The organism is Janthinobacterium sp. LM6, from assembly GCF_002002885.1.
Classification (GTDB): domain Bacteria; phylum Pseudomonadota; class Gammaproteobacteria; order Burkholderiales; family Burkholderiaceae_D; genus Janthinobacterium; species Janthinobacterium kumbetense.
In genome coordinates this window covers 5,514,109-5,527,558 of record NZ_CP019510.1, presented here as the reverse complement: position 1 = coordinate 5,527,558, position 13,450 = coordinate 5,514,109, and the positions used below count along the sequence as shown (strand labels likewise).

12 protein-coding genes are annotated in these 13,450 nt (G+C 54.1%); all 12 read right to left on the bottom strand.

Annotation, left to right across the window (positions count from 1 at the left end; genetic code table 11):
- Nucleotide 1: 1 nt before the first annotated feature.
- Nucleotides 2-1,213: an O-antigen ligase family protein gene (locus BZG29_RS24230; RefSeq protein ID WP_077408268.1), complete on the bottom strand. Its 1,212-nt coding sequence runs from the start codon at nucleotides 1,211-1,213 to the stop codon at nucleotides 2-4.
- Between the two features lie 62 nt (nucleotides 1,214-1,275).
- Nucleotides 1,276-2,415: a glycosyltransferase family 4 protein gene (locus tag BZG29_RS24225; RefSeq protein WP_077408266.1), complete on the bottom strand. Its 1,140-nt coding sequence runs from the start codon at nucleotides 2,413-2,415 to the stop codon at nucleotides 1,276-1,278.
- On the bottom strand, nucleotides 2,412-3,104 hold the full coding sequence (locus BZG29_RS24220; protein ID WP_077408264.1) for an acyltransferase: 693 nt from the start codon (nucleotides 3,102-3,104) through the stop codon (nucleotides 2,412-2,414). The genes BZG29_RS24225 and BZG29_RS24220 overlap by 4 nt, the downstream gene beginning before the upstream one ends.
- A complete protein-coding gene (locus tag BZG29_RS24215) occupies nucleotides 3,097-4,359 on the bottom strand; it encodes a glycosyltransferase family 4 protein (RefSeq protein WP_077408262.1) in 1,263 nt (420 codons plus the stop codon). Before BZG29_RS24215 ends, BZG29_RS24220 begins: the two co-directional genes overlap by 8 nt.
- A 45-nt stretch (nucleotides 4,360-4,404) precedes the next feature.
- Nucleotides 4,405-5,439 carry a glycosyltransferase gene (locus BZG29_RS24210; RefSeq protein ID WP_077408260.1) on the bottom strand — a complete coding sequence of 345 codons (1,035 nt, stop codon included), beginning with the start codon at nucleotides 5,437-5,439 and terminating at the stop codon, nucleotides 4,405-4,407.
- Between the two features lie 3 nt (nucleotides 5,440-5,442).
- Nucleotides 5,443-6,819 (bottom strand): O-unit flippase-like protein, encoded by a 1,377-nt coding sequence (gene wzx, locus BZG29_RS24205; protein ID WP_077408258.1) that lies wholly within the window; start codon nucleotides 6,817-6,819, stop codon nucleotides 5,443-5,445.
- Nucleotides 6,816-7,733, bottom strand: a complete 918-nt coding sequence (locus BZG29_RS24200) for an NAD(P)-dependent oxidoreductase (protein WP_216350328.1) — start codon at nucleotides 7,731-7,733, stop codon at nucleotides 6,816-6,818. Before BZG29_RS24200 ends, wzx begins: the two co-directional genes overlap by 4 nt.
- 13 nt (nucleotides 7,734-7,746) lie before the next feature.
- Complete coding sequence (locus BZG29_RS24195; RefSeq protein WP_171985099.1) at nucleotides 7,747-8,280, bottom strand: dTDP-4-dehydrorhamnose 3,5-epimerase family protein; 534 nt, start codon at nucleotides 8,278-8,280, stop codon at nucleotides 7,747-7,749.
- Between the two features lie 8 nt (nucleotides 8,281-8,288).
- On the bottom strand, nucleotides 8,289-9,614 hold the full coding sequence (rfbH, locus tag BZG29_RS24190) for a lipopolysaccharide biosynthesis protein RfbH (protein ID WP_077408253.1): 1,326 nt from the start codon (nucleotides 9,612-9,614) through the stop codon (nucleotides 8,289-8,291).
- A gap of 30 nt (nucleotides 9,615-9,644) precedes the next feature.
- The gene (gene rfbG / locus BZG29_RS24185; RefSeq protein ID WP_077408251.1) at nucleotides 9,645-10,712 is read right to left on the bottom strand and encodes a CDP-glucose 4,6-dehydratase; all 1,068 of its coding nucleotides are present in this window, start codon (nucleotides 10,710-10,712) and stop codon (nucleotides 9,645-9,647) included.
- Nucleotides 10,712-11,482, bottom strand: coding sequence for a glucose-1-phosphate cytidylyltransferase (rfbF, locus tag BZG29_RS24180; RefSeq protein WP_077408249.1), 771 nt, complete (start codon nucleotides 11,480-11,482; stop codon nucleotides 10,712-10,714). Before rfbF ends, rfbG begins: the two co-directional genes overlap by 1 nt.
- Nucleotides 11,483-12,353: 871 nt before the next feature.
- On the bottom strand, nucleotides 12,354-13,253 hold the full coding sequence (locus tag BZG29_RS24175; RefSeq protein WP_077408248.1) for a sulfurtransferase: 900 nt from the start codon (nucleotides 13,251-13,253) through the stop codon (nucleotides 12,354-12,356).
- Between the last annotated feature and the right edge of the window lie 197 nt (nucleotides 13,254-13,450).

Genomic DNA, 13,450 nt, shown 5'->3' with positions numbered 1-13,450 from the left:
ATTAATGTGAACCTGTTTTTTTTGTTGCAAGAAAACTTGAGAAATAACCTAACACGATGTAACAAAATACGGATTCATTGCTGAAGATGCCGCAGATGACCATGTTGGACAGCAACAGTCCCGCGATGCTGCCGAGTATCATCATCCTGCCATGGGGGGCCGTGCAGTGTTTGGCACGCCTGAACATTTTCAGCAAAAAAATGAAATAACACAGCAGGCCAGCCAGGCCGCTCTTGACGAGAATGTACAGATAGCCATTGTGCATCCATGGAATTTCCGAATATTCGGCACCGCCCAATGGAACTGGAAAATCGAGATGCACTAATGCGCCGAATCCGCCGCCAAAAATCTCGTTAAGGACGGGATAGTTCTTGAATTCGCGAAATGACGCAAAAATTTCGTAGGCGCGATAGCTGGTGCCGATGTCCTCCTGTGTCCATTCTTCATTAAAATGCAGTTCTGAGATTGCCTTGTGCAGTGTTTCACCGATCAAATCATACAAGCCAAAGGCGCCTGCAACGGCTGCGGCAAGAATGAAAAGGGCCAAGGCGCGCCACATTATTTTGGCGTCGATGATTTTTCTGCCGGAGAGAAGAAAAAAAGCCGCCAGGATGAGAACATAGGTGCGCGAAAACTGAGCGAGAAAAACGGCATGTACCGCAATAAACCAGGGGTTGTGCAATACTTGTTTCCAGGACTTTCGTTTTTCATACAGCATGACAATGCAGTAGACCAGCAGGAAGCTGCCGGGGCTGATAAAATCACGTATTTGCAGCACCCCGATAAAACCCATTTCAAACCAGAAGAAACACAGCAGCAGCAAAAATATGACGCAGTATATTTTCGAATAACCAAAAATCAGCTGGCGGATATTTCCACCTTGCTTGAAAAATCTTTTCCCTGCCATGAAATAAATGTACGGAATCAGAAAGAATAGAATATCCCGAACCGTATCAGCCAGCTGGTTTTTCCATGCAAAGAACAGGCCAATGATGCATGGTAGCAACAAGTAGAGTTCCAGCTTCTCACCGCGATAGCGCCATACTTTTTTTACCGGTAGCGCGATATACAGCGCCGTCAAAAACAGGCTGCCCAGTTTGAGATAGTTGGAACTGAAAAAGAGAGCAAGCACAGATAGCAGGAGGCCCCAGAACAGTAATTGCGAGGGTGCACCGATCTGACGTGGCGTGTGGATTATTTTACCGATTAACAAACTATTTCCCGTGATATTGGATGGAGCACGTCTTTACAGTGAAGGCAAGTGTATTGGTCGCATCATCTCAGCATCCCCACGAGCTCCCTGAGCGCCTGGGAAAACTTCTCTTGTGAAAAGTTCTCGGCCCTGGCGCGTGCCGCTTTCGACATGGCATGGCACAGGGCGGTATCGTCTGCAAGGGCCAGCGTTCTTTGTTTTAACAGTGCAAAGTCACGTGAGTCGACCAGAAATCCTTCCTGCATGTCGTTTACCAGCTCTGCCGGCCCGCCCAATGGTGGTACAAGCACGGGTATGCCAAAAGCCATGCCTTCCAGCACCGTGAGTCCGAAGGTTTCAATCCAGCTATCCACGCGCGAGAGGTTGAGCAGCATGCCAGCGCGCTGATAAAACATGGCGGGATTGTCGGTGCGAGGATATACGCGCAGATTGGGCGTTATAGGCATATGGACAAAATATTGCGTGATGGCCGCCTGATCGTCGTTGACCACCAATTCAAATTGCACGTCTTTGCGGTCGGCCAGCGCGGCGGCCAGCGCCACCATTTCCGGCACACCCTTGTAATCGCGCAGCGATGCCAGCATCAGTATCGTAAAGATGCCATCGTGACGCGGTTGATAGCTGGCTTGCGCCGCGACCGCCGTGAAGTCCGCGTCGAGCGTATTGTAGATTTGCACGGCCGGCACGTCGGCGATAGGCAAGGCTTCCGCGTGCGACTTCGACACATAAATATTGTAGGCCGAGCACATGCGCGCGATCGTGCAGAGCAACAGACGCAAGGGCTTGGGTTCTATGGATATTTCATGGACATGATAGATGACCTTGCGCCCGGTGAGCTTGCCATATAGCGCCCCACCGAAAGGCAGCAGGGTATTCACATAAATCACAGCATCCTTGGCGATGTTGCGTTGGCAGAGCAAGGAGAACAGCAGAAATATCTGGCTGAGTAGCAGATTGCAGAGAGTAATGATACGCAACCGCGAACGGTGGTACCAATATCGGCTGAGGGGAATGCCGGACGTTTCCAGGACGCCACGGCCCTGGGAGCCAACAAAGAGCATCGCGCGAGCGGGATCGTCAACCAATGCCCGGATGGTACCTCGCAGTACCCGCGGACTGCCGGATGCGTCATTGAGCAAATGGCAGAACACCAGGTCGATTTTTACGGACTCCGCTGAGGAGACGGGAGGTATGTGCGTCATGCGATAAGTGATTTTAATTTACGTGCCGGAATGCCGCCGTATACGGCGTTGCCTTCATACTTCCCCGCAGTGACGACCGCACCGGCGGCAATCACGGTATTGTCGCCAATCTCGGCACCGTCAAGGATGGTGGCCTTGGCGCCGATCCAGCAGTTGTTCCCTACGCGTATGCCTTGCTGAGTGACGCCTTGCAGACGGATGGGGACGCCGCTGTCCTCAAAATTGTGATTTTCGGAATGCATGCTGACAAAATTGCCCAGTATGGTGTCATCACCGATGCTGATGCCGCCCGCACAGCCCAGGAAGCTGAAGGAACCAATTCCTACATTATTTCCTGCAGAAAACCCCTTGCCCAGGGTTGCCAGCGATCCTGTGCATTCAATGGATGCACCACGTCCCAGGGAAAAATTATTCCCCAGATGAATTCCATCGCGCGACAGGGCATCCACATAGCATTCGGATGCAAATTTGATGAAGCGGCCGGTACGGATTTTCGAGGTACACAAAATCTCTGTCTTCCTGCCGACAAAAATGCGCGCGTTCAGGCGTCGAAACACTAGAATGCCACGCAAGAGGTCAATGACCTTACCAGCGAAAAAACGCAGCAGATAGGCCTTGGGAACGTCCGGATCGATGGCGAATTTCTCTTTTCTTGCGCGTGAGGCCAGCGTTGAAAAAAAATCACTCATGCGTCACCTTTTCATAAATGTCGCGCACCTGACGTATTGTCACATCCCAGTGCAGTTCCGCCTGGCGCTGCAGGACATTGGTTTTCATGTGGTCGAGCGCTGCATGATTGTTCAGACAAAATGCCATGTGGTCCGCCATCTGCTCAATGATGCCCTCTACAGTGTTGAGCGTTACCTTGAAGCCAGTTTCTGCTGTTATCAGGTCACGTGCGCCAAACTGGTCGAGCGCGATACTGGGCAAGCCCATTTCAAACGCTTCCAGCAATACGGTGGGATTGCTGTCCATCATTGACGGCATGACGTGAACATCGGCTTCACGCATGATGTCGAGCACCTGCTCGCGCGGCACCTGTCCATGCCACATGATCCGCCCATCGAGTTTCAGCGCCGTGGATTGGGCCTGCAGCACTGCTTTGCACGGTCCGTCACCGATGACGTGCAAGCGCCAGTCCTGTCGTCCGGACAAGTGCTCGAGGGCGCTCAGCACGAGGTTCAGAGCCTTGAGTTCGTCGATGCGGCCAGCCCAGACAAATTGCACCTCGGCGCCTGTCGGCTTGATCGTCTCCCGTAGATTCAAGAGCGAGTTTTCACGAATGATCTGGCAATCCACATGCAGAAAATGCTGGAGATTATCGCGATCAGCCGAGGTGGCCGAAAAAATTGCCTTTGCTGCCATTGCCGCATTTTTGACGCGTGCCGAGTATTGCAGGAAGTAGCTATTTGTCCAGTTTCTCAACTTGTGCCGAAGAAAATTTCCTTTTCCCAATATAGGGAAAAATATATCGTTCAAGTTCGAACTTCCACCGACCGGCCCCCAGACAAAGGGAAGGTCGAGTTTCCACAAAAAACCCGGATGCCGAAATCCGATCGTGTTCAGTTGGTGCACGAGGCTGTAATTTTCATTTGCCTGCATTTTTCTTGCGGTGGCTAGTACCTGGCGTTGCCACAACATGTAAGAAAATGAAAAGAACAAGGGGGTGATCGAACGGTTCATCCAGTCGAACAAACGCACTAATCGGTTCGGCTCGACATACACATAGTTGACGCCATCGTCTGGATTGCTTTGGCGATATTGAAGCATCGCCTCATGATTCCCCATGCAGACACCGGACGTTCCGTACAGCACGGTAATGTCGTAAAACGCGCTCAGCTTGGAAACGAAATTCCATCCTACGCCAAATTCGGAGCCTGAATACGGTGAGATGGCGTAAGCGGCAATGAGTATCTTCTTCTTCGGTGTATTTATTTTTGTCATAGAAATATTATTGAATTATGTAGTTTAATTCGAATTGAAATTCAATTATTTTTTCCGAGAAAAGAGAAAGCACAGGCGCAATACAAGTCTGCTTAGGTGAAAAAATGGCGTGGCTGGCAGTGTACTCAAGCTATGTTTCCGACGCAGACGGGGGAGATCAAGGTCTATATTCCAGAAGTTTTTATATTGTTTTATCGTGACCAATGCATAGAACTGAGCATACTGACGTAGCAGTGACGGTGGTACATTGACGTGTTTTTCCAGCGCCCTACGCAATTGTATGTTTTTTGCAATAAACCCTTCGCCGGTGGCCGGATTGGCGGTTTCGTTTTCGTGAATGCGATAATACGCCAGGGTCTTGTTCAGTCTGCTTGCACCGAAATTCAGGAAATACATTGTGAAAAATACATAGTCTGAACTGGGAAAGGCAGACGCCTTGTAGCCACCAATTTGCATGGCGTGACTACGTTTGAAAATCAGGCCAAGGGCGCTCGATGGCGCATCCATATAGACGTGGGAAATCGGGATGCGGCTCAAATGCGGCAAAAACCATGTATTCTTGATATTTTTCAGGCCTTGTTTGATTCTGTTTTTGAGCTGCTGGTTAAGACTGCCACGGGCATCCATAAAAATGGAGCGGCAATATAGCAGGCTGATCGAAGGATCTTTTTTCAGCACCGAGAACATTTCAGCGACAAAATCTGGATGCAATAAATCATCATCATTCAAAATGGAAATCCATTCACTGCGCGCCAGTTCAATACAGCGGTTCCAATTGCCGAACATGCCCAGATTTTCGCTGTTGCGGAACAGGCGCAGGCGATCATCTGCAAATTGACGAATCAGTTCGTCAATTTGTGCGCTCATCGAATGGTCGTTATCCACGACGACGATTTCGAAGTCAATATCGCTTGCCTGGGCCAGTACCGAGCGAATCGCCTGCGCCAGCATGTCCGGGCGGCGATAGGTCGGGATCATGATGGACAGTGTCGGCATGAGGCGCATGCCACCATCAATGATGAGTGACGAAGGACGATCTGCACAAATGGCAAACTGGTCTTCAATATCGAGAATGTTCAAACGTTACACTTTCATTTGATGGGGCGAGGAGGCGGCAGGCGACGCTTTATTGCGATACAGTTCGAGCCAGACCATGTATGGCCATTTCCAATTGTTATAGACGAGTTGTACTGTAAATTGACTTGCTATGAGCCACGTCAGGCCCATTTCTCCCAAACGCAGGCCTAGCCATGAGAGCGTGACAATAGCCAGCCCGGAAACGAGCGCTGGTTTGACAAATGGCACACGGTTACCTGTGACAATGACGCTGGCTGCCAGCGAGTGGTTCAGTTCCAGCAGGACCATGATCCCGACCCAAATCAGCAGTGGCAATGCCAGCAGCCCGGTTTGACCGCCGATCCATTTGATCATGGTCGGGCCAAAACACACCAGGATGATCGCGCCACAGAGAAAGATCCCGAGTGCACAACCGATGCCGAGTTGTATGGTGTGACGCAGGCGCTCTGGTTCATTCGCGACACGGTATTGCGCAAGTTTGGGTTGCTGGATATTGAACAGAACCATCGACATGTTTTGTAAGACGGAATAGACCTGCAGCGTCAGTGCATAAGCAGCGGTGGTGGCCAGGCCCAGGTAAGCGGACGACAGCAGCGTATTGGCCCTTAATATCAGGAAGGCGCCGATGACCCCCAGGCCCATGCGCCATGCGTTATGCCAGAGAATACCGAAAATATCCCGCGTGGAGATGCTGGAATGCGGCGCCTGACGCAGGGCTGCCTGGAAAGACTGGTCGTGAAAGTAATACCAGCTGAGCCAGCGTCCAATGAGTGCCGAAGCAAGGTATCCCAGCGCCACTGCCAGTAAGGTCAGTCCGCATTGCAAAAGTATGGCTGTCACAATCACGAAACCGAGATTGGACAGGGCACTCGATTTATAGAAGGCGGCATACAGGCCGCGTCCTTGCAGTAATGGCGTATAGTATTTGTAATACAGATTGATAACCGTAGCGACAACAAACACACCCCAGGCAAGTAATACCTCCTGCGTGGCGATCTGCCCTTGCGATACATGTACGATGTACCAGCTACCCAGGGTGGCCAGCAACAGGAAGGCGCAGCCGGCCAATACCATGAAGATGCGCCGTGCCGCATGAATGATGGCATTGAACAGGCTATAGTCGACTGGGGATGGTGTGCTCAGCACTTCGAAACCATCCTTGAGCAGGCGTTTCGCGCCGCCCAGGACATAGCTGACATTGCGCGCCAGCGTGGGCGTGAATCCGAGGTCGAGCATCGTCACCAGCGCCGATATCGTCATGAAGACGTACCAGATGCCCAGCTCGGCACTGCTCAGTTTTCTCAGCAATAGTGGCAGAACCAGCAAAGCTGCTCCATACTGCAAAAACTGAGACAGATAGCCCCAGAGCATGTCTTTTTTCATTTACCTGGTCCGGCAAGCAAGCCGTCGATGAGCGTGTCGGCTTCCATGTGCGCGATCCCCTGTTGCAACGTAATTTGCGGCTGCCAACCTGGCAGGCGAGGTTGACGCGTACTCGGTTGCATGGTTTCACGTGGACGGTAGGGAAGGCCGCCCCATTCGATCTGCAGGTCTTTGCCTACGACGGCGCCATAGACCCGCACCAGATCTTTCAAGGTCAGACGAGCGGGGTTGCTGACGGCATAGCATTCCGCTGCGCCAATTGAGGGGAGGCGCTGCATGGCCAGGAGGTAGGCATCGAGTACGTCATCGATATACACGAGGTCGAGCAGTTGCTCTCCCGGCGACATGCGCAGGTTGACGCCGCTGCGGGCTGTCTTGCGCAACAAGCTGAACAGTTTTGCACGAGTATCGCCGGGGCCGTAAGTGTCGAACAGCTTCAGTGTGATGGCTTGAAAACCGTGCGCGGATACATAGTAGGCCAGTAAGTCCTCGAATGCTTGCTTGGTGGCCGCATACAGGTTAACGGGATTGTATGCCGCGTCCTCGAAGTGCTGCCAGGACGTGCCGGTATTAATCAGGCGACGCAAGCCCAACTGTTGCATAGCCTCAAGCAACTGTGTCGGCATGCCGAGATTTGACTCGATCAGGCGGTTCACATCTTCCGGCTTGTGCTGTGCCAGGAACAAGGAGGCAACGTGGCACACGACGTCTGGCCGAGTTTGCTCCAATGCCGCATATAAGGTGGGATAGCTGCCATCATGGATATGCACGCTAATCTTTGGCAAGGCATCATGTAATACGCTGAGATCGGAATGCTGGCGTACCAGGATGGCAACCTCGTGATTATCGGCGAGCAGACGTTTGACCAGCTGACTGCCTATAAAACCGGTAGCGCCAGTAAGAAATACTTTCACGGAATATATCCTACTAAAACGGAGAAATGAAATCGGCAAAGGCGCCGTGCTGCTCATCGCGCACCGACATGATCGGTGCTGTTACTTGCCAATCGAACCCGAAGCTGTCCCAGCGTATGCCGCAGTCGGCAGACGGCGTGTGCACCGTGCTGGTCTTGTACAGCATCAACGCTTCCTCTGTCAGCGCAACAAAACCATGAGCTATTCCCTTGGGAATAAAGACCATCAGCCCATTTTCTCCAGACAGGTCGACGGATGCCACTTTGCCGTAGCCGGGTCCTTTTCGCAGGTCTAGCAGTACATCGCGGACAGCGCCGCGGGTACAGTAAACCAGCTTGTCGTGATCGTGCGGCGGCAGCTGAAAGTGCATGCCGCGAATGACGTCCTTGCGTGAAATAGAGTAGAACTCCTCCTGGATATCCAGATTGGCGCCTAAACTTTTGCAGATGCCTTCATGATAGGTTTTAACAAAAGTGCCTCGCGCATCTTCAAAATGGCTAGGCTCAAGCAAAAAACAGGCGGGGAGGAGTTCTTTCAGTAGTTTCATAATATGATTTAGAAGTTCACGCCAAAGAATTCTTCGATCTTGCTGATCGAGAAGTCCATCATTTCACGGGTCAGGCCCGGGAAGACGCCGATCCACAGGGTGTCGTGCATGATGCGGTCGGTATTCGTCAGCTCGCCCGAGACGCGGTAGTTACGCCCGATCATATACGGCTGGCGCGTCAGGTTGCCGGCAAACAGCAGACGCGTACCGATCTTGTGTTGGTCCAGGAAGGTCAGCAGGCTGACACGGTCCACATTCGCTTCCGGACGCAGGGTGATCGGGAAACCGAACCACGACGGATCCGAGTTCGGCGTCGCTTCCGGCAGGATCAGGAACTCCGCACAGCTCTGCAGGCCATTTTTCATGTAGTTGAAATTGTCCTTGCGCGCCTGCACGAAACCGGCCGCGCGGTCCATCTGCGCCAGGCCGCAAGCGGCCTGCATGTCGGTAATCTTCAGGTTGTAGCCCAGGTGGCTGTAGGTGTACTTGTGGTCATAGCCGTCCGGCAGCGTGCCCAGCTTGCAGCAGAAGCGCTGGCCGCAGGTGTTGTCCTTGCCTGGCGCGCAATAGCAGTCGCGGCCCCAGTCGCGGAACGATTCGGCAATCGCTTTCAGTTCCGGATTGTTGGTGAACACCGCGCCGCCTTCGCCCATGGTGATATGGTGCGCGGGGTAAAAACTCATGGTGCCGATATCGCCGAAGGTGCCGCACATCTGGCCGTTATACGTGGCGCCCAGGGCGTCGCAGCAATCTTCCACCAGCCACAGATTGTACTTTTTGCACAGCGCGACGATGACTTCCAGGTTAAACGGATTGCCCAGGGTATGGGCCAGCATGATGGCCTTGGTCTTGTCCGTGATGGCCGCTTCGATTTTGCTGGCGTCAATATTGTAGGTGCCCAGTTCCACGTCGACGAAGACGGGTACCGCACCATATTGCAGAATCGGATTGACGGTGGTCGGGAAACCGGCCGCCACGCCGATGACTTCGTCACCGGGCTGGATGGCGCGCGCGCCGAGTTTCGGCGACGTCAGCGCCGAGAAGGCCACCAGGTTGGCGGACGAGCCGGAGTTCACCGTGATCAGGAATTCGACGCCGATGAACTTGGCCAGGCGCTGTTCGAATTCGTCATTGAAACGCCCCGTGGTCAGCCAGGCGTCCAGCGAGGCTTCGACCATCAGGCCCATCTCGGGGGCGCCGACGACTTTGCCGGCCGGTGGAATCACCGTCACGCCCGGCTCGAAGGGTTTCGGCACGCTGGCCAGTGCGCCGTATTGCGCCACCAGGGCGGCGATCTGCTCGCGGATTTGTTGTTGGGTCAGTTGTTCGCTCATGATACAGCCTTCAATTTATTAGGTAATTAATCAGGTATTTTGATAGGTGGCGATTTGCGCCAGCGTCATTGCCCGCATGTCCGCGCCCTGGTCGCAGGCCTTATGCCATTCGACGATCTTGGCGATGGTCTGGCCGATGTCCCAACGCGGATGCCAGCCCAGCTGGCCGCGTGCCTTGGAACAATCGAGTTTCAGATAGGTTGCCTCATGCGGATGGTCCTGTCCATCGAACGACCAGGAGGCGCCCGCGCCCCATTCTTGCGTCATGCGCTCGATGATCCATTCGACCGGCTTGGCGTCGGTATCGTGCGGGCCGAAGTTCCAGCCTTCGGCATGCACGGGGCCTGCCGTGTACAGGTTTTCCGCCAGGGTCAGATAACCGCTCAATGGCTCGAGCACATGCTGCCACGGGCGGATTGCATGGGGATTGCGGATCATTACCGGCTCGCCGGCGCCAATCGCGCGCAGCATATCCGGGATCAGGCGATCCAGCGCCCAGTCGCCGCCGCCGATGACGTTGCCGGCGCGGCCGCTGCCCAGAGCCACGCCGTGCTCGGCGTATTTGTCCGCATGGAAGAAGGAACTGCGGTAGCCGGCTGTCACCAGTTCGGCACAGCCCTTGCTGTTGCTGTAGGGATCGTAGCCGCCCATGGCCTCGTTTTCGCGGTAGCCCCACGGCCACTCGCGGTTTTCATAGCACTTGTCGCTGGTGACATTCACCACCGCACGCACGCCAGGCGTGGCGCGCACGGCTTCGAGCACATGCACCACGCCCATGACGTTGGTGGAATACGTTTCCACCGGATTGGCGTACGAGTAGCGCACCAGCGGCTGGGCGGCCATGTGAATGACGATGTCCGGGCGCGCGGCGGCCATGGCGCGCTTGACTGCGTCGCCATCGCGCACGTCGCCGATGATCGACTGCATGCCACGCGCCACGTCGGCGACCTCAAACAGGCTGGGGGTGGTGGGCGCCGCCAGCGCATAGCCGGTCACGTCGGCGCCAAGCTGCTGCAGCCACAGGCTCAGCCAGCCACCCTTGAAGCCGGTATGCCCGGTGAGGAAAACACGTTTTCCTTGCCAGAATGCAGGATTCATCAAGCCGCCTTCCAGGGGGCCTTGCCCGATTGCCACAGTTCTTCCAGGTGCACCTTGTCGCGCAGGGTATCCATCGGTTGCCAGAAGCCGTGATGGAAGAAGGCATGCATTTCGCCTTCCCGCGCCAGGCGCTCCATCGGCGCCTTTTCCCACACGGTACTGTCTTCGGCGATATAGTCGATGACTTGCGGCGACAGCACGAAATAGCCGCCGTTGATCCAGGCGCCATCGCCTTGCGGTTTTTCCTGGAAACTGTTGATCTTGTTGCCATCCAGATTCAGCGCGCCAAAGCGGCCGGGCGGCTGCGTCGCGGTCAGGGTGGCGAGCTTACCGTGCGCCTTGTGGAAGGCGATCGATTCAGCAATGTTGACATCGCTCACGCCATCGCCGTAGGTGAAACAGAATGCCTCTTCGCCTTCCAGGTAGGGCTGGACACGCTTCAGACGCCCGCCGGTCATGGTCTCGTCGCCCGTGTCGACCAGCGTCACTTTCCACGGCTCGGCATTGCGCGCATGCACTTCCATCTGATTATTCTGCATATCGAACGTCACGTCCGACGTGTGCAGGAAATAATTCGCGAAATATTCCTTGATGACATAGCCCTTGTAGCCGCAGCAAATCACAAAGTCGTTGATGCCATAGCTTGAATAGCTTTTCATGATATGCCACAAAATTGGCTTGCCGCCAATTTCAATCATGGGCTTGGGTTTGGTGTGGGTCTCTTCGGAGATCCGGGTGCCGAGGCCACCCGCAAGAATGACTGCTTTCATTTTTATTATTCCTATTGAACGAATTAAATTTGCCTGCCTCATCGGCTTGCGGGCTGGCGCCCGTACAACTGATCGGCCAGCGCAGTGCCTGGTGGCAAAGTATAAGTTCGGTGTGCAGGTCAGGCAACACGCCACCATGTCTGCTCTTGTCCCTGCTTTTCCGCATCGCTCAAGTTGATACCTTGATGCTTGCCACTAACTCGCCGGCCCACGGCCTGATCGCGTAGCGTTGTTTTTTGGTATGGTAATTTTAGCAACGCCGGGCGTCATGAATAGAAAACCGGCTGCCCAAATAGCCTGGTTGACTGGATACCTATTGCGCTAATTTTCCGAGCAAGCGTGCTTGTCACATCAGTTGCTGGTTCATCGTTCCGTGCAAGCCGATTCAGCATGAAGTGAAATTATAAAATAATAAACTTCGGCTCTCCGGTTACCAAAATCATCTAAAATTTACCATACGATAAAAAAACAATTAGCTCTTGATTATAATTCAGAACACATGGAATTGCCATGTATGCATCGCTTCAACGGACGTCGTCCGGTTACAGGTGGATCGGAAAGAATGTGAAATAAAGCACGCAATAATGCCTGATATTAAAAATATCCAAACGGCAATTATTATTGTGGAGACGAACAGTGTTTATTAAAGCTCCAGGCAAATCCAATGTTGTTACATTTGCTTGCGTTTGGCGCGAGAGTCAGACGTGTATGTGGTGGAATATGTAATGATGTTGAAAGATTCTCTATCTAAACATTGCATGGCAACCATTTCAGGGTGCTCACTGCAATGTCTTGGAGCGCCAGGTTAAGCGTGCTGCGTCATGTGTGGCCACCAAGCCACACATTTCTTCACCATGAGTTTGGACTGACGTTATTGAGCGATTTTCTTGCCGTAGCAATGCGGGCATGACACTTCATACACATATTCCGGCGCCAGCTGCTGGCGCGGCGTGACGACGGCGCGGCAGACGAAACATTGCACGGTTTCCGTCGGTTCCAGTTTCGGGTTCAGCGCCGTGCGGTAATCGAAGACAAAGCAGTCGCCCGTGTAGTGCTCGCCGCCCACTTCCTCGAAATACTTCAGGATGCCGCCGTCGAGCTGGTACACGCTGTCGTAGCCGATTTCCTTCATGTGGATGGCGGCCTTTTCGCAGCGGATGCCGCCGGTGCAGAAGGTGACGACGGTCTTGCCTTCCAGTTCATCCTTGTGGGCGGCAGCCACGGCCGGGAATTCCGTGAACTTGTCGATGCGGTAATCAAGCGTGTTGTTGAACGTGCCCACGTCCACTTCAAAGGCGTTGCGCGTTTCCATCATGATCACGGGTTTGCCAGCATCGTCGACGCCGGCGTCGAGCCAGCGCTTGAGCGTATGCGCGTCGACGGACGGGGCGCGGCCCAGTTCCGGCTTGATCAGCGGCATGCGCATGGTGATGATTTCTTTTTTCAGCTTGACCAGCATGCGCTTGTGCGATTGTTCGTTCGACAAGCTTTCCTTCCATTCCAGATCGGCCAGGCGCGCGTCGCTGCGGACCCAGGCGAGGAGGATATCGATATGCTCACGCGTACCCGACAGGAACATGTTGATGCCTTCCGGCGTCAGCAGGATCGTTCCCTTCAGTTCCAGCGCCAGGCATTGCTCCTGATACAGGGGACGCATGGCTTCCGTATCGTCGAGCGTAATGAATTTATACGCGGCGATATTGACAAACGTGGTGGCGGACGGGCTGACGGCGGCGGAAACGGCGGGTGTTGCTGGGGTGATGGCTTGCATGATGGCGATCGGGTTAGACTGAACAGCCGATATTATAAGCCCGACAGGCCTGGCGGGATACCCGGCCAGCTACGTTTTGCCGTGACGGCGGGCTGTGCGCGGCAGGAATTTCTTGCCTGCAATAGGGGGGCGCATCGCCGGTCCGGGGCCGCGACGCGGTAGAATAGACCCCATTGAATTTTGCACGAAACGGTACA

What these genes read in the sequence shown, in the direction of transcription:
- BZG29_RS24225 (WP_077408266.1), bottom strand. Translation starts at nt 2,415, where the DNA reads ATGACGCACATACCTCCCGTCTCCTCAGCGGAGTCCGTAAAAATCGAC.
- BZG29_RS24220 (WP_077408264.1), bottom strand. Translation starts at nt 3,104, where the DNA reads ATGAGTGATTTTTTTTCAACGCTGGCCTCACGCGCAAGAAAAGAGAAA.
- BZG29_RS24215 (WP_077408262.1), bottom strand. Translation starts at nt 4,359, where the DNA reads ATGACAAAAATAAATACACCGAAGAAGAAGATACTCATTGCCGCTTAC.
- wzx (WP_077408258.1), bottom strand. Translation starts at nt 6,819, where the DNA reads ATGAAAAAAGACATGCTCTGGGGCTATCTGTCTCAGTTTTTGCAGTAT.
- BZG29_RS24195 (WP_171985099.1), bottom strand. Translation starts at nt 8,280, where the DNA reads ATGAAACTACTGAAAGAACTCCTCCCCGCCTGTTTTTTGCTTGAGCCT.
- rfbH (WP_077408253.1), bottom strand. Translation starts at nt 9,614, where the DNA reads ATGAGCGAACAACTGACCCAACAACAAATCCGCGAGCAGATCGCCGCC.
- rfbG (WP_077408251.1), bottom strand. Translation starts at nt 10,712, where the DNA reads ATGAATCCTGCATTCTGGCAAGGAAAACGTGTTTTCCTCACCGGGCAT.
- rfbF (WP_077408249.1), bottom strand. Translation starts at nt 11,482, where the DNA reads ATGAAAGCAGTCATTCTTGCGGGTGGCCTCGGCACCCGGATCTCCGAA.
- BZG29_RS24175 (WP_077408248.1), bottom strand. Translation starts at nt 13,253, where the DNA reads ATGCAAGCCATCACCCCAGCAACACCCGCCGTTTCCGCCGCCGTCAGC.